Annotated in this window: 15 protein-coding genes and 2 tRNA genes; 8 read left to right on the plus strand and 9 right to left on the minus strand. The window is 61.4% G+C overall.

What is annotated here, in order from left to right; genetic code table 11:
* Positions 1–106 precede the first annotated feature (106 nt).
* From H6M51_RS13680 to H6M51_RS13710, 7 genes are all read right to left on the minus strand, one after another.
* Positions 107–1,366 (minus strand): OmpP1/FadL family transporter, encoded by a 1,260-nt coding sequence (locus H6M51_RS13680; protein WP_185810376.1) that lies wholly within the window; start codon positions 1,364–1,366, stop codon positions 107–109.
* Positions 1,367–1,801: 435 nt separating this feature from the next.
* Positions 1,802–4,732 (minus strand): valine--tRNA ligase, encoded by a 2,931-nt coding sequence (locus H6M51_RS13685; protein ID WP_185810377.1) that lies wholly within the window; start codon positions 4,730–4,732, stop codon positions 1,802–1,804.
* A gap of 114 nt (positions 4,733–4,846) precedes the next feature.
* A complete protein-coding gene (locus H6M51_RS13690; RefSeq protein ID WP_185810378.1) occupies positions 4,847–5,827 on the minus strand; it encodes a PopZ family protein in 981 nt (326 codons plus the stop codon).
* Between the two features lie 194 nt (positions 5,828–6,021).
* Complete coding sequence (locus H6M51_RS13695; protein WP_185810461.1) at positions 6,022–6,690, minus strand: protein-L-isoaspartate O-methyltransferase; 669 nt, start codon at positions 6,688–6,690, stop codon at positions 6,022–6,024.
* Between the two features lie 201 nt (positions 6,691–6,891).
* Positions 6,892–6,965 (minus strand) — tRNA-Cys (locus tag H6M51_RS13700).
* A gap of 129 nt (positions 6,966–7,094) precedes the next feature.
* Positions 7,095–7,349: a hypothetical protein gene (locus H6M51_RS13705; RefSeq protein WP_185810379.1), complete on the minus strand. Its 255-nt coding sequence runs from the start codon at positions 7,347–7,349 to the stop codon at positions 7,095–7,097.
* 142 nt (positions 7,350–7,491) lie between these two features.
* Positions 7,492–7,773 carry a hypothetical protein gene (locus H6M51_RS13710; RefSeq protein WP_185810380.1) on the minus strand — a complete coding sequence of 94 codons (282 nt, stop codon included), beginning with the start codon at positions 7,771–7,773 and terminating at the stop codon, positions 7,492–7,494.
* A gap of 164 nt (positions 7,774–7,937) precedes the next feature.
* On the opposite strand from H6M51_RS13710, the gene H6M51_RS13715 reads away from it, so the two are divergent.
* The 3 genes from H6M51_RS13715 (at position 7,938) to H6M51_RS13725 (ending at position 9,974) form a co-directional block, all read left to right on the plus strand.
* A tRNA-Asn gene (locus H6M51_RS13715) sits at positions 7,938–8,012 on the plus strand.
* Positions 8,013–8,183: 171 nt separating this feature from the next.
* Positions 8,184–8,411, plus strand: coding sequence for a hypothetical protein (locus H6M51_RS13720; protein ID WP_185810381.1), 228 nt, complete (start codon positions 8,184–8,186; stop codon positions 8,409–8,411).
* A gap of 117 nt (positions 8,412–8,528) precedes the next feature.
* Positions 8,529–9,974 (plus strand): deoxyribodipyrimidine photo-lyase, encoded by a 1,446-nt coding sequence (locus tag H6M51_RS13725; RefSeq protein WP_185810382.1) that lies wholly within the window; start codon positions 8,529–8,531, stop codon positions 9,972–9,974.
* 80 nt (positions 9,975–10,054) lie between these two features.
* Here the strand turns inward: H6M51_RS13725 and H6M51_RS13730 are convergent, their stop codons facing one another.
* Positions 10,055–10,645, minus strand: a complete 591-nt coding sequence (locus tag H6M51_RS13730) for a hypothetical protein (protein ID WP_185810383.1) — start codon at positions 10,643–10,645, stop codon at positions 10,055–10,057.
* Between the two features lie 287 nt (positions 10,646–10,932).
* On the opposite strand from H6M51_RS13730, the gene H6M51_RS13735 reads away from it, so the two are divergent.
* The 5 genes from H6M51_RS13735 (at position 10,933) to sseA (ending at position 15,080) form a co-directional block, all read left to right on the plus strand.
* Positions 10,933–11,187, plus strand: coding sequence for a type II toxin-antitoxin system Phd/YefM family antitoxin (locus H6M51_RS13735; RefSeq protein WP_185810384.1), 255 nt, complete (start codon positions 10,933–10,935; stop codon positions 11,185–11,187).
* On the plus strand, positions 11,180–11,626 hold the full coding sequence (locus H6M51_RS13740; RefSeq protein ID WP_246780514.1) for a type II toxin-antitoxin system VapC family toxin: 447 nt from the start codon (positions 11,180–11,182) through the stop codon (positions 11,624–11,626). The genes H6M51_RS13735 and H6M51_RS13740 overlap by 8 nt, the downstream gene beginning before the upstream one ends.
* 213 nt (positions 11,627–11,839) lie before the next feature.
* Entirely contained in the window at positions 11,840–12,877 is a 1,038-nt protein-coding gene (locus tag H6M51_RS13745) for a cysteine synthase A (RefSeq protein ID WP_185810386.1), read from the plus strand.
* Positions 12,878–12,897: 20 nt separating this feature from the next.
* Positions 12,898–13,635: an alanyl-tRNA editing protein gene (locus H6M51_RS13750; RefSeq protein WP_185810387.1), complete on the plus strand. Its 738-nt coding sequence runs from the start codon at positions 12,898–12,900 to the stop codon at positions 13,633–13,635.
* A 20-nt stretch (positions 13,636–13,655) separates the two neighbouring features.
* A complete protein-coding gene (gene sseA / locus H6M51_RS13755) occupies positions 13,656–15,080 on the plus strand; it encodes a 3-mercaptopyruvate sulfurtransferase (RefSeq protein ID WP_185810388.1) in 1,425 nt (474 codons plus the stop codon).
* Positions 15,081–15,092: 12 nt separating this feature from the next.
* Here the strand turns inward: sseA and H6M51_RS13760 are convergent, their stop codons facing one another.
* Entirely contained in the window at positions 15,093–15,992 is a 900-nt protein-coding gene (locus H6M51_RS13760) for a DUF4344 domain-containing metallopeptidase (protein WP_185810389.1), read from the minus strand.
* Between the last annotated feature and the right edge of the window lie 9 nt (positions 15,993–16,001).

Consider the following 16,001-nt stretch of genomic DNA (forward strand, 5'->3'; position numbering starts at 1 on the left):
AAATGTTGCAGAATCATCACATTTCGAAAGGCTGAACAAGGCGAAACGGGGAAAACGCAAGAAGCCCGGACGAGCCGGGCTTCTGCCACATCTTACCGTCGAAGGATCAGAAGCGAACCTTCAGCGAGGTGGAAACGGCGGCTGCCATGTCGTTGCCGTAGGTGTAGGAAACATCGTCACCGTAGGTCACACCGTTGGCGACAACGGCACCCGAGCGTCCAGACGTCAGGATGCTGACAGCACCAGCGACGCGCAGTTCGACATTCTTCGTCGGGGTGTAGGATACACCCGTACCGAAGGTCCAAACGTCACTTTGAGTGCCGAAGCCTTGCGACGTACCACGATCCCAGGTCACGGAGCCCGCAACACTCCACTGGTCGTTCAGCTTGTGGCCAATACCGCCGCTAACCGTCCAGCCATCACGATAGATCAGGTCCAGCGATGTCGCCTGGTTTGCGCGCGAGCAGCTGGTGCTGCCAACAACGCAGAACGGAATAGACTGAAGCTGGCTCCAGTCGGTCCACTTTACTGAGCCGAATGCCAGCCAGTCCGGCGCGATACCAGACTGGAGCTTGAGCTCAAGCGAGTCCGGCATCACAGTCGAGCCGAATACGGCGGTGTTTCGTCCCGCCAGCTGATTTCCAGCAAGACCCACAGGCAGTCCGCGAAGGTCAAGCGTACCGGTGATGTCGTTCAATTCGACTTCACTGTTGTACACGAGGCTGGCGCGCAGTGCGTATTCAGGGATTTCGTAAGCGGCACCGATACGCCAACCGTAGCCGTCACCCTCGAGATTCAGACGTCCGATGCCGGAAAGGCCACCCAGAGCCGCAGGATTGAAGACGATGCGTTCCTTGAAGCCATCAACTTCCTGGTAAAAGCCGCCGCCGATGATGCGCAACTGCCCCGGACCAGCGTCGAACTTGTAGGAGCACGTGAAGCCGAAGTTCTGGCTGTTGACCTTGGTCTCGACATTCTGGTTGGCACCAGCCCAGTTTGTACCCGGCTTTGTATGGGCACCCCATGGCTGCGAATAGTCGGCCAAGCACTCAACGCCCTCAGCAAGCGTTGCCTTGAAACCAACTTTGGGAACGAAATAGTTCTCAGAGTCATCAGCGCCAGTCGGACGACCGTTCAAATTGCCACCGCCTGCGATGGTGTTCGCCGTATTGGTATCCGTTACGTTTTCAACGCGACGCTGCGGCGCCACATAGGTCACGCCGCTTTCGAACACATACTGGCCCGGATCGAACAGAAGATCGATGTTGTAGCCGGCCCGCTCAAGACCGCCAGCCTGCGCGCCTCCCACGAATGCGCATGCTGCAATCAGACCGAGTGCGGTTGTCTTCATCAAATGGTTCGCCATGTCTCTCCCCAATTCAGGCAAAACTGTGATTTGGCATACTAGACATGTGCAACCAGATGGCAATCGGGTGATACGCATCACAGGCACGTTCCCATGCGGAAATTTTTACGTAACGCCGCTTACGCGCACGTCAAAACGCCTAGCAGTTGGATGAATTTTCCAACTTTATCGCTTTTTTTCCCCGCACTCGAAAAACAATTCCAATCCTCGAGCATTGCGTTGCACCTGCGCCACAGGTCTGCCGAAGATGCAACTGACCTGAAAATATGCAACTGCATCGTTTTGCGGTGGCCGATCCGGCGTTGCGCGAAAGATACCGGTCAGAATCGGTATCTGGAACTGCCAAATCGGCACAGAGATCCTGCCGCAATGCACAAACGGAAAGGCCGGGCACAAGACCCGGCCTCTGGAATATCATTTCTACCGGTTGTCGGCTCAACCGGCCTCCAGAACCCGCTGCAACGCCGTTTCCAGGCTCGCCTTCTGCACTTCAAGCTCCTGATAGCGTTCGCGCTCGGCGGCCACGACTTCGGGATTGGCATTGGCGACGAACTTCTCGTTGCCAAGCTTGCCGGCAATGCGGGCCATCTCCTGGTCTACCTTGGCAATCGCCTTTTCGATGCGCGCCTTCTCAGCCCCGAGATCGATAAGCGCACCCAGCGGCAAGCAGGCGGTCGCCTCACCAACGACGATCTGCGCCGCGCCCTTCGGCGCGACATCGGCCACGGTGATGGTCTCGACGCGAGCAAGCCGCTTGATTGCGGCATCGTGGCGGATCAGTCGCTCCTGGGTCACGCCATTCGCCCCAACGACGACAAGCGGTGCAACGGCACCCGGCGGCACGTTCATCTCCGACCGGGCCGAGCGGATGCCGGTGACGAGGTCGATCAACCAGTTGATGTCGGCGGCCGAATTCTCGTCGGAGAATTCCGGCGCCGGCCAGTCGGCATGGCAGAGCAGGGTATCGCGCGAAGCGCCCTCACCTGCCGTATGGGCCCACAGCTCCTCCGTCATGAAAGGCATGAAGGGATGCAACAGCTTGTAGATCTGCTCCAGCACATAGGCAGCGCAGGCCTGCGCTTCCTTCTTCGCCTGTTCGTCCTCGCCCATGAAGACGGGCTTCAAAAGCTCCAGATACCAGTCGCAGAACTGGTTCCAGACGAAGCGGTAGAGGGAGCCTGCGGCATCGTTGAAGCGATAATTTTCGATCGCTTCGGTGACTTCCCCCTCCGTGCGGGCAAGTTCCGTCAGGATCCAGCGGTTGATCGCCAGCGATGCCGTCTCGGGCAGGAAGGCGGGATCGGCCTTGACTCCGTTCATCTCGGCAAAGCGGGTGGCATTCCACAGCTTGGTACCGAAATTGCGATAGCCGGCGATGCGGGCGGGATCGAGCTTCACGTCGCGACCCTGCGCTGCCATGATCGCCAGCGTGAAACGCAGGGCGTCCGCGCCATATTCGTCGATCAGGTCGAGCGGATCGATGACGTTGCCTTTCGACTTCGACATCTTCTGGCCGTTCTTGTCGCGAACCAGCGCATGCACGTAGACCGTGTGGAAGGGCTCGACCGGGTTGCCGTCCTCATCCTTCATGAAGTGCAGGCCCATCATCATCATGCGGGCGACCCAGAAGAAGATGATGTCGAAGCCGGTGACCAGAACGTCTGTCTGGTAGTACTTCGCCAGTTCCGGCGTCTCGTCCGGCCAGCCGAGTGTCGAGAAAGGCCACAGCGCCGAGGAGAACCAGGTGTCGAGCACGTCCTCGTCACGGGTCAGGATCTCGCCGGGCTTGAAGTTCTCCAGCTTTTCCTCGACCCAGGCCTTCCAGGGGCCTTCATGGGCGATGTAATGCTGGATCGCCGAATGCAGCGCTTCCTCTTCCGTCTTCTCGACGAAGACCTGGCCATCGGGACCATACCAGGCGGGGATCTGGTGGCCCCACCAGAGCTGGCGCGAAATGCACCAGGGCTCGATGTTTTCCATCCATTCGAAATAGGTCTTTTCCCAGTTCTTCGGCACGAACTTCGTGCGTCCCTCGCGAACGGAGGCGATCGCCGGCTCGGCCAGCGTCTTGGCGTCGGCGAACCACTGGTCAGTCAGCATCGGCTCGATGACGACGCCGGAGCGGTCGCCGAAGGGCTGCATGATCTTCTTGGATTCGACGTAAGGCACGTCGTTACCTTCGGCGTCCTTGGTGGTGACGGCGAGACCCTCGGCATTGATCGCCTCGACGATCCGCTTGCGGGCTTCGTAGCGGTCGAGGCCGCGATACTCGTCCGGGACCAGATTGATGTCATCGACCTCGGCTTCGTTCGGCAGATGACCGGTCTTGGCGATCTCCAGAGCGCGCGCGGCGTAGACGGCATACTCCTCACCGTCATCCCGCATCTTCGCCTGGGTGTCCATCAGGCGATAGAGCGGGATCTTGTTGCGACGGGCGACCTGATAGTCGTTGAAGTCATGCGCACCGGTGATCTTGACCGCGCCCGAGCCGAATTTCGGATCCGGGTATTCGTCGGTGATAATCGGGATCAGACGGCGATGCTGCTTCGGTCCGACAGGGATTTCGCAGAGCTTGCCGACGATTGCGGCGTAACGCTCGTCCGAGGGATGGACGGCAACTGCGCCGTCGCCGAGCATGGTCTCAGGCCGCGTCGTCGCGATCGAGATGTAGTTCCGCTCTTCCTGGAAGGTGACGTTGCCGTCTTCGTCCTTCTCGACATAGGTATAGGTTTCCCCACCCGCGAGCGGATATTTGAAGTGCCACATATGGCCTTCAACTTCCTTGTTCTCGACTTCGAGGTCGGAAATCGCCGTTTCGAACTTCGGGTCCCAGTTAACCAGGCGCTTGCCGCGATAGATCAGGCCTTCCTTGTAGAGCGTGACGAACACTTCCAGGACGGCGGCCGACAGGCCTTCGTCCATGGTGAAGCGTTCGCGCGACCAGTCGCAGGAGGCGCCGAGGCGCTTCAGCTGGTTGAAGATCAGGCCGCCCGATTCTTCCTTCCACTCCCAGACCTTGTCGATGAAGGCTTCGCGGCCCATGTCGCGGCGGCTGACATTCTGGCCGTTTTCGGCGAGCTTGCGCTCGACCACCATCTGGGTGGCGATGCCGGCATGGTCCATGCCCGGCTGCCACAGCACGTCCTTGCCGCGCATGCGCTCGAAGCGAACCATGATGTCCTGCAGCGTGTTGTTCAGCGCGTGACCCATGTGCAGCGAGCCGGTGACGTTCGGCGGCGGGATCACGATGGTGAAGGTGTCCTCGCCCGGCTTCGCATTGGCGCCGGCGCGGAAGGCGTCCGCCTCCTCCCAGGCTTTCGCGATCTTCGGTTCGACGGCGGCTGAATCATAGGTCTTTTCGAGCATTTTCCGACCGGATTTTCGAGTTCTGGATGGGGGTTTGTAAATAGGACTGGCAAAACCAAGTCAATAAAAAAGGCCGCTCCTGCGAGCGGCCCCTGATCCCCAACGGGAGTTCGGTCAGCGTCGCGGGCCGCGGGCGACGCGTTCGATTTCCTCCCGCACGAGGCGCTCCACCAGCGTCGGCAGGTTGTCGTCGAGCCAGTCCTTCAGCATGGGACGCAGCATTTCCTCGGCCATCTCGTCCAGCGACCGGCGCTCGGTACCGTCAAAGGCGGCGGCGAGTTCGGAGAAGGAGCGAGAGACCTGCTCGACGGTCGCGGCGGACACCAGAGCCGTCAGGTCACGGCTTTCCTCTGGACGTTCCTGGCTCACCTCGACCGGCGGCAGAACGGCTTCGACCTCTTCCTCGCGCACCTCGTAGACCGTCTCCATCGGCTGATCGAGGAAAGTCGGCTCCTTGCGCTCGACCCGCACGTCCACCGGATCGAGCCGCGCAATGGAGGGCTGCGCTGCCGGAGCAGCCGACGGCTCGGCAACAGGAGCCGCGCGGTGCAAGGCCGGCTCAGGCGCATCAGCCGGGAGGGACGGACGGAGCTGCTGGTCACGCATTTCCGACAAGCGGGTTGCCATCATCGGGGCTGCGGCCCTTGCCTGCTCCTCGCCGCCCGGCGACGGTTCCCGGCGCGGCATCATCACCGTGGCCTGGACGGCAGCGGCCGAAATCGCGGGGGCCTGCGGCTGAACCGGACGCTCCATGCGTTCGGACGCCGAGCGAACGCGCGCGGCAAGATCAGCCAGAGACACGCTCTTCGGTGCCTCCATGGCCGGCTCCGGCATGGGTTCGCGACGCGGTGCTGCCTCCGCCTGAGGCAGTTCGCGTTCGAACATCGGGAAAGCCGGTCCGGCGTCATTGGCAGCCACGAAATCGCCGCCGTCATAGGCCAGGTCTTCGTCGTCCGGCACATGCCGTTCTGAACGCCCAGGTTCATCCTGAGAGGGGCTTGCGCCATTCACCGGATCGTTGCTTTCGATGATCCGGCGAATGGATGCCAGGATCTCTTCCATGGACGGTTCACGCGCTACGCTTGGCTGAGCCATACTAATCCCCGTTGTCCTCAGAAACCGTCGGCTCGCAGACATTCCGCCGGGCCGATTCGCGCTCACCCTAGGATACGCGCCTTGCGAAAAAAATCACGTCCCGATCAGGAATTGCCGTGATGCACAGCTTTGTTGCGCCGGCACGAAAAAGCCCGCACGCGGCGGGCTTTTGAAAATGCGCTCCCGGCTTTCGTTCAGAAGACGAATTCGGCAACCTTGCGGAAGCCAGGCAGGGGCTTCACGGCAGCGTTGAAGTATTCGGTATAGGAGGTGATGCCACCGTTCTTGACGTAGAGGCGGGCGCGCGCGGCATTGCCATAACCGACAACCGCCACCATACGGCCGCCTTCGCGCAGCTGCGACAGCAGGGCGTCCGGTATCTGCTCGATGGACCCGTTGACGAAGATCACGTCATAGGGGCCCTCGGCCGGATAGCCCTCTTCCAGCCTGGCGGAGACGACGGCGACATTGTCATATCCGAGTTCGGAGAGCTTTTCGGACCCCTTGGCGAGCAATGTCTCGTCGCTTTCGGTCGCAACCACCGATCCGGCGAGCAGCGACAGGAGGGCTGCGGCGTAACCCGCACCACAGCCGATCTCCAGCACGACATCGTCCTTGGTGATGGCAGCCAGCTGCAGAAGCTTGGCGAGCGGCGACGGCTCCATGATGTAGCGCGCCGGATTGCCGTTCGCGGCCGGAGCCACCTGCATGTCCTCGTCGATATAGGCAAGCGGTTTCATCTCGGCGGAAACGAATGCCTCGCGTGGCACCGAGAGAAACGCGGTCAGCACGGAATGGGACGTGACGTCCGTCGTCCTGATCTGATTGTCCACCATCTTGGTGCGTGCTGCAGCATAATCCATCATTTCATTCGCGCCCCGTGTCGACCGGCCATAGCGGCTTATTCATCCCCGTGTCTTTAATTGCAGGCCGAGACGCTTTCAAGCGGCTCCGCCTCTCGCGCACCAGAATCTCGCGGCAGCGTCGTGACGCAGCGGCGCAGACAAAGGCGCTATGCTGCCGGTCCGACAGTCAAGGCTTGTCTCGATGCGGGGAAATTCGGATGGAGGCCTCGCCCGGAATTGAACCGGGGTACAAGGATTTGCAGTCCTCTGCGTCACCACTCCGCCACGAGGCCATCCGGAAAGAAAAGTGCGTGTGGTGGGCGGCATTTAGAACGGATCGAGAGTGAGCGCAAGGGGAAATTCATCAAATCTCGCTGCGCTCATGTGGATGCGCAAAAGCACCCTTCCCCGATCGATTTTCCCTACGCCCCTCCTCGCCAGCGACGGCGGTCCAGCAGGCGCGTTGCGGCCATGGTACTTGCAGCTTCCGCCAGGCGTCCGGGATCGGTCATGCCCGAGGTGTAGAGCCGGATCACGGCCTTGCCCACCGCTTCGCGATGGCCGTCATCGGAAAACACGGCTTCAGCCGGCTCGGCAGCCCGCATGGCCTGATCGATGATGTGGAAATCTCTCGGCGTCAGAATCAAGGAACTCTCCGCCTGGATGGATACGATCATGTCGGTAGACCTTTCCGGGAACCAGACGGCGGTTGCCGCGTTCGGTATCCCGATTGAGTCTGCCCAGAGTATCGGAGGGGGCGCCTCAGGTCATTTCACTATGACATGTCCCAGATCAGGTAGAGGTGCCGCATCACGGACCTCATGGTTTGCGGCTGGAGCGCGGGCTTGCCTTGCGACGGCTCCACCACACGGCCATCTTCCGGCGACGGCGGCGAACGGCCGGGAGGTCGTGCGAGAGGACAAGCAAGCCGAGCGGCAGCATCCAGAAGCCGAGAATGGGCAGGAAACCGAGAAAGCCACCCCCGATCAGGGCGGTTCCGGTGGCGATTCTTCCCGTCCGGGAGCGCGGCACCGGGATCTCGACGCTGCCCAGGACGAGACGCCCCCGCTTTTGATCGAGGCGGTAACGGCGTTCTGGCATGCTGAAAACTCCTTGGATTGTCGCGGTTCTACGCCCCATCCCCCGGGCTGTGCAGATGGTGAGCCCACAAATAAAAACAAGAGGATGACATTTTTTTTGAAAAACCGCTTGGCAAACGGAGCGAGCATCAGTATTACCCCGCTCACACCGCGCCAAGCGGCTGTTCCCTGGTAGCTCAGCGGTAGAGCATTCGACTGTTAATCGACAGGTCGCCGGTTCGAATCCGGCCCGGGGAGCCATCTTATTTCAAGGCCCGCGCTGAACACAGCCGCGGGCCTTTTGCTTTTCAGTCTTGTTCGCGTCCCGCCAGATCTGGCGATGATGTTTCAGACAGGGCCCTCGAAACCCCCTCTTCACCTTTCCCTGCTATCTCCTTGCCTCAACCAACAGGCATTGAAGGAGGACGGCCGATGTGGCTTGAGCTTCACGACGGGGACGGCTTTCCCTTCTACGTCAACATGGACAATGTGGTAGATTTCCGCTGGTACGAGCGGGAAGGGTATACCTGCCTGCTGACGACCGCCCCGGTCGCCGAAAAGCTGCACCGCCTGTATGTGCGCGAAAACGCCCAGCAGATCATGGCCATGATCCGCGCCGAGCAGGCGCGTCGTGTCGCCCCGGGTCGCTCGGCCGCCTGACGCGCGCAGACCGACGACCATCGCCCGCGCCTTTCGACACGCAGATTCGCGATCACCGCGTGATCCCCTCCCCCTCCGCCTTCGTATGGCAGGAAAGGCCAACGAAGAAGATATTGCATGCCACATACTGACAAGACGCTCATCCTCTGGTTCCGCAAGGACCTGAGGCTCGCCGACAACGCAGCCCTTTCGACCGCCGTCGACGAGGGCTATCGCATTCTTCCTCTTTATATACGCGAGCCCGAGGCTGCCGGCACCGGAGCGCTCGGCGCGGCTCAGGCCTGGTGGCTGCATCATTCGCTTGAGGCGCTGGCCGAGGATCTCAAGGCTTTCGGCTCGCAGCTCATCCTGCGCAGCGGGTCGGCAGCAGAGGTGATGGGCGAGGTCATCGCCACGACCGGCGCGACCGCCGTGTTCTGGAACCGGCGCTATGATCCGCCGGGCATTGCCATCGACAAGGCGCTGAAGGCCCGGCTGATTGCCGAGGGCATCGACGTGCGCACCTTTGCCGGCCAGATCCTGCACGAGCCGACCAAGCTGAAAACCGGCGCGGGCGGCCATTTCCGCGTCTATACACCGTTCTGGAAGGCGCTCGACGGCGCCGGCGAGCCGCCGGAGCCTATTCCCACGCCGAAGGCCATCCCCGCGCCCGATCGCTTTGCAGACAGCGAAGCGCTCGACAGCTGGGCGCTTCTGCCGACCAAACCCAACTGGGCCGCCGCCTTCGACGGGCATTGGCAACCGGGCGAGAAGGGCGCGGAGAAGCGCCTTGCCGCCTTCATCAGACACGGTCTCACCAACTATCGCAGCGGCCGCGACCTGCCGGCCAGCGAGCATGTCTCCCGGCTTTCGCCACATCTGGCACTCGGCGAAATCTCGCCGTTTACCGTCTGGCATGCCACGCGCGGGCTGCCGGAAACCATCCCCACGGAAGACGTCATCCATTTCCGCAAGGAACTCGTCTGGCGCGACTTCTCCTATCACCTGCTCTTCCACTTTCCGGATCTCGCGACGAAGAACTGGAACGCCAAGTTCGACGCCTTCCCATGGCAAGAGGCGCCGGATCTGCTTCACAAATGGCAGCGCGGCCAGACCGGCTATCCCATCGTCGATGCCGGCATGCGCCAGCTCTGGCAGACCGGCTGGATGCACAACCGCGTGCGCATGATCGTCGCGTCCTTCCTGATCAAGGACCTGCTCATCGACTGGCGCGAAGGCGAACGCTGGTTCCGCGACACGCTTGTGGATGCCGACCCGGCGTCGAATGCTGCCAGCTGGCAATGGGTCGCCGGCTCCGGCGCCGACGCCGCCCCCTTCTTCCGCATCTTCAATCCAACCAGCCAGGGCGAGAAATTCGACCCCGAAGGCGCGTATATCCGCCGCTTCGTGCCGGAACTGAAGGACATGCCAAACAAGTTCATCCACCGGCCCTGGGAGGCGCCGCTTTCGGTGCTGAGGGATGCGGCTGTGAGCCTGGGTAAGACGTATCCGCTGCCGATCGTCGATCATGGCAAAGCCAGGGATGCGGCGATGGTGGCTTTTCAGGGGTTGAGGGCGGAGTGAGGGCAGCGGCAAGTTTGTTTTGTTGTCACCAAGACGCCGATTGTGTGCAAGCACCGCCAAGATAAACTCAGATGAAGCGGTCATTCGCATTCATCATTCTTGAAATCGCCACTTCCAACATTGTTTGCAAGAATTCGGTCGCCGATTGGTCCCGTTTGCCCAGAAAGCCTCAGCCGCTTAGACTTGTAATCACAGAGCCACCCCAGCACGTTATCCACCCGCCCCTCGGTTACCGGCTCATGGGTGATCGATAGGGTGACGGCATTGAGTCGATAGCCATGGCCGAATGTTGAGGCAAGGTTGCCGGGATCGACGCGGCGGACACTGGCTGGGTTGTTGATGTCGTCAAAGGTGACCAGCAGCGGATAGTGCTTTGGTGCAAGCGTCCGGCTGTCACGGATCGCCCCGATGCGAGCCAGCATGGCAATATAATCCTGACGCATGCCCGCCCTGAAATCGGGTCCCGCAAAAGCGTAGAACGCCGTCAGCGCCGAATAGTCCTGCAGGGCGAACAGGTATCTTTGCGGCTCAAGTTCCAGAACGACGGCTTCTCCTCGAAGACTGCCAAGGCCAGGCCCCCCGCCGCTGTCGCCGATCTTGAACCATGTCGGAGCCATGCTCCAGCTCCCTTCGGTGACCGAACTTGCGGTCTTCAATCCCTCCGGCGTCATCACGGACACCGTCAGTTTCTGGCGCCACTCCCAATGGTGGAAACCGAAGAGATCGCAGCCGGCGATCGGCAGACACAGGGCCAAAGCCACGACAAACCTCAATGTCCCCCTCCCCGCACAACCTTGAGCCGCATCAACAGCAGACTTCCCGGTCAGCCGTGAAGATCCGGTGAAGAGAATGCTTCAAATTGTAACGATCGGCAGACAATCTTGCCCTCAAACTCTTGCTTGCCCGATCCTCTGCCACGCATTAAATTGACCATATATAGTCATTTCAGGAGGTCCGCATGTCGAGCATGAGTATTGCCGATGCCAAGGCCGGATTCGCCAGTCTGGTGGATGATGCCGCCAACGGAGAATTCGTCACGATCACCCGCCACGGCAAGCCGGCTGCCATGCTGGTCAGCGTCGAGGCCGGAGAGGCGGCGAAACGGGCGATGGCGAAGCCCAGACCAAACTTCGGCGAGTTCCTGATGTCCTATCCCGGGCCTGCCGATCTCGATCGCAACCCATCCCCCATGCGGGATGCCGAGCTTGAGTAACGGCTTCCTGATCGACACCAACATCATTTCCCTCTTCTCGCCGGACCGGAAGCAGGCGCCATCCGAAGCCGTAAAAGTCTGGTTTCGGGAGCAGGGAGACGCAATCTATCTGTCCACAATCACGCTGGCTGAAATCGAAAAGGGCTTGCGCCGCCTGCATCGTCGCGGCGGCCTCGAGCGGGCCAAGAGCTTGAGTGTCTGGCTCGACTCCATCACCGAAACCTTCGGCGACCGCATCCTGCCCGTCGACCCTGTCGTCGCCCGGATCGCCGGCGCACTGGACGACACAGCAACGGCCAGCGGCCTGCATCCAGGGCTCGGGGACATCCTCGTGGCCGCGACCGCCAAGGCCTATGGCCTGACCGTGATCACCGCAAATCTCAGACACTTCATGCCACTCGGCGTGGCCTGCGATCTTCCGGAAGCGTTCCGGATATAGCCCTCCCCCGAACGCATTTTCCCTCCCCTTGGCCCACCGCGAAAACCCATTCCTTGCCTTTGGCCGCACCGAGGCGGAAAAGACGGGTTCAATCCCGCGCCAGCCGTTTTGCCCGCATAATCTTGTCCAGAAGGACAAATTCGTGTGGTTTTCCGGTTTTCTTCCCCGCGCTTTTGGTTCTAGTGTCCGCGTCAGACAAAAAAGGCAGACATCATGGCATTCCACCCTTCCGTGCTCGAGGCGATCGGCAACACGCCCCTCATCCGGCTGAAAGGCGCGTCCCAAGCGACCGGCTGCACCATTCTCGGCAAGGCCGAATTCCTCAATCCCGGCCAGTCGGTGAAGGATCGCGCCGCCCTCTTCATCATCCGTGATGCCGAGCGGCGCGGGCTGCTTCGCCCCGGCGGCGTGATCGTCGAGGGCACGGCCGGCAATACCGGCATTGGGCTGACGCTGGTTGCCAAGGCGCTTGGCTATCGCACCGTGATCGTCATCCCGGAGACCCAGAGCCAGGAGAAGAAGGACGCGCTGAAACTGCTCGGCGCCGAACTCGTCGAAGTGCCGGCGGTGCCTTACAAGAACCCGAACAACTACGTGAAGATCTCCGGCCGTCTCGCCGCCCAGCTGGCCAAGACAGAGCCAAACGGCGCGATCTGGGCAAACCAGTTCGACAACACCGTCAATCGCGACGCCCATATCGAAACGACCGCCAAGGAGATCTTCGAGCAAACCGGCGGCGCTGTCGACGGCTTCATCTGCGCGGTGGGCTCGGGCGGCACGCTGGCCGGCACCGGCATCGGCCTTCGCAACATGAAGCCTGGCGTCAAGATCGGCATTGCTGATCCGGAAGGCGCGGCCCTCTTCGAATACTACAAGAACGGCGAGCTCAAATCCTCGGGCTCCTCGATCACCGAGGGCATCGGCCAGGGCCGCATCACCGCGAACCTCGAAGGCTTCACGCCCGACTACGCCTATCAGATCCCCGATTCCGAAGCGCTCGACATCGTCTTCGACCTCGTCGAAAACGAGGGCCTCTGCCTTGGCGGCTCTTCGGGTATCAATATCGCCGGCGCCATGCGTCTGGCCCGGGATCTCGGCCCCGGCCATACGATCGTAACGATCCTCTGCGACTACGGCAACCGCTACCAGTCGAAGCTGTTCAATCCGGATTTCCTGCGCTCGAAGAACCTGCCGGTCCCTGCCTGGCTGGAGAAGCGCGCCGATTTCGACCTGCCCTTCGAGACCGTCTGATATCCATCGAAAGCAATGCCATGACCACCATCGCCCTCTACCGCGACGATTTTTATCTCTCGACGGCGGAGGCGGTGGTGACTTCAGTGCATGAGGATGGCGCGGTCGAGCTCGACCGGACCTGCTTCTATGCCGCCTCCGGCGGCCAGCCGGGCGATACCGGCTTCCTGGAGCGGGAGGATGGCAGCCACATCCAACTCACGGAGACCCGCCACGGCGCGACGAAAGATATCATCCTGCATCGACCGGCAGAGGGCGAGCCCCTGCCCGTTGTCGGAGAAAAACTCGTGCTGCATGTCGACTGGCCGCGCCGCTACAAGCTCATGCGCATGCACACGGCCTGCCACCTGCTCTCCGTCGTCTGCCCCTATCCGATCACCGGGGCTGCCGTCGGCGAGGAGGAAAGCCGGGTCGATTTCGATATGGGCGAAACCATCGACAAGGATCAGGTCACCGCTGACCTGATGAAGCTCGTCACCGAAAACCACCCCGTCTATCTCCAGTGGATCACCGACGAGGAGCTTGCGGCGAACCCCGGCATCGTCAAGTCGAAGAATGTGCGGCCGCCGGTTGGCCTTGGCCGCGTTAGCCTTGTCTGTATTGGCGAGAACTCCGCCGTTGACAGCCAGCCCTGCGGGGGCACACATGTTTCGGAGACCCAGGAGGTCGGTGCGATTCATATCGCCAAGATCGAAAAGAAGGGCAAGGAGAACCGCCGGTTCCGCATTCGCTTTGGAGCCCCGGACGCTTCTGCCTGAGAAAGATGCGGGAGAAGTGCATGTCGGGTGAAAGAAGCCGTTTCGTCGTCTCGGCGGACTGGGTCGAAAAGAACCTCGGGGCGCCCGGATTTAGAGTTGTCGATGCCTCCTGGTATCTTCCCGCACAGGGACGCAATGGCGCCGTCGAATATGCCTCCGGCCATATCCCGGGTGCGGTCTTCTTCGATCAGGACGTGATCGCCGACACCTCGACCGGCCTGCCCCACTCTCTCCCCTCACCCTCCTTCTTTGCCCAGGCGGTCGGCCAGCTCGGCATTTCCGCCGAGGATACGATCGTCGTCTATGACGGCCCCGGCTTCTTCTCCGCGCCACGCGTCTGGTGGATGTTCCGCGTCATGGGTGCGCGGCGCGTCTATGTGCTCGACGGCGGGATCGACGGCTGGAAGGCGGAGGGCCGCAAGCTCGAGACCGACCTGCCGGAACCGGCACCCGTCACCTTCGAGGCGCAGTTCGACCGGGCGAAACTCACCTCCTTCGACCAGATGTCGGCCATCACCGACAATGGCGACCGGCAGATCGCCGATGCCCGCCCCGCAGGCCGTTTCACCGGCGAGGAACCGGAACCGCGCGCCGGCATGCGCTCTGGCCATATGCCGGGTGCGCGCAGCGTGCCTGCCTCATCACTGTCGGAAAACGGTCGCCTCAAGGATCTCGCCACGCTCAGGTCGATCTTCACCGATGCCGGCATCGACCTCAACAATCCCGTCGTCACAAGCTGCGGCTCCGGCGTGACGGCTGCTGTCGTGACCCTTGCGCTCGAAAGTCTCGGGCATACCGACAATTCGCTCTATGACGGCTCGTGGTCGGAATGGGGCTCGAAGACGGACACGCCCGTCGTCACCGGCAAGGCCGATCCGCTGGGCTCGAAGACATCCGGGCCGCTGACGGCCCATGTCACGCGGCTCGAAATGACGGCGCCGCCAAAATCCAGCCTGCCGGTGCCGGTCAATATCCAGACGGCGATCATGCGCACGCACGAGATCCCGCTTTCCTTCTACCGCTTCCTGCATCGGCAGGTGGGCGCGCGCTGGCACTGGTACGAGCGGCTGCGTTTGCCGGATGACCAGCTGAAGGCCATCATCCATGCCGAGAAGGTCTCGATCTCGGTCCTCTATGTGAACGGCGCGCCGGCCGGCTTCTACGAGTTGTCCCAGGAAAGCAACGATCTCGTCGAGCTCTCCTATTTCGGATTGTTCGAGCATGCGCTGGGCTTGGGGATCGGCAAGTGGTTCCTCCTGCAGTGTCTCTATGCGGCCTGGGCAAGCAATCCCAAGACGGTGACCGTTACCACCAATTCGCTCGACCATCCGCGCGCGCTGCAGCTTTACCAGCAGTTCGGCTTTTCGCCCGTCGGAACCTACAATGCCCTGGTCGATCCGATGACCGACCAGGAGCTGCTTGCGCTCATCAAACGCGACGGCTGAGGGCGTTCGCCCTCATTCCTTCTTCTTCTTCAGCTTGACGGTGGTTGCTTCGGTTTCGTCCGACGCGCCGTCGTCACCCGCCGCTTCTTCCGAGCCTTGATTGGCAAACCAATTCGCGATGAGTTCCGCGTGGAAGGCGGCCATCTCGTAGCAATAGGTAATCTCGCGGGCCTCGGGATCCCAGAAGGCGTTTTCGACACCGCAGGTCTTTCCGGTGATCTTGATGCCGCCCTTCAGATTGTAGCCCTCGCCGAAGGCGGTGGCGATCGTTTCCAACGCGCCAGCGCTTTTCAGCAGATCGGCAAAGCCCTGCAGGTCCTCGTTGCCGGCGGGTTGATAGCTCACCTTGAACTTGGTCTTGGCCCCTTCCTTCATGTTTGCAGCGAGCAGGCTCATCCAGCTTTCACGCGCCTTCTGGTATTCGAAGACGCATTCCTCGCGGCGCTCCTCAGGGAATTCGAGCGAATCGGCAAAGACCTTGAAGAACTCGGCATCGGCGCCGGTCATCATGCAGACGATCGCAAAGGCGCGCTGACGGTCGAGGCCATGCGTACCCATGAAGTCATCGTCCTGGGGGCCATCCTCGTTCGCCTCGTCGAGGAGGAACCAGCCGTCTGCCGCGTCCTGTATCGTGGTGTTCAGCTCTTCGTCCTCAGCCCCTAGCAGCAGCACGGATGAGAGCGCATCCACAGCATCCTCTTCACGGCCGAGCACCGGCAGATTGAACTCCGAGACCAGCATGTGGCCGGCCTCGTGGAAAAGGATGAAGATCGCGTTGTTGACGACGAAACGCTGGCCTTCCTCGATCTGCTCGTCCGTCAGTTCCTGAGCCTCGAGCTTGTGAGACGGCATGGACAGCATGGCAGCACAGGTCAGGATCCCCGCGACCCAGACGGACTTCAAAAATCTCATGGAACCCCT

Source organism: Rhizobium sp. AQ_MP (genome assembly GCF_014237835.1).
Classification (GTDB): domain Bacteria; phylum Pseudomonadota; class Alphaproteobacteria; order Rhizobiales; family Rhizobiaceae; genus Allorhizobium.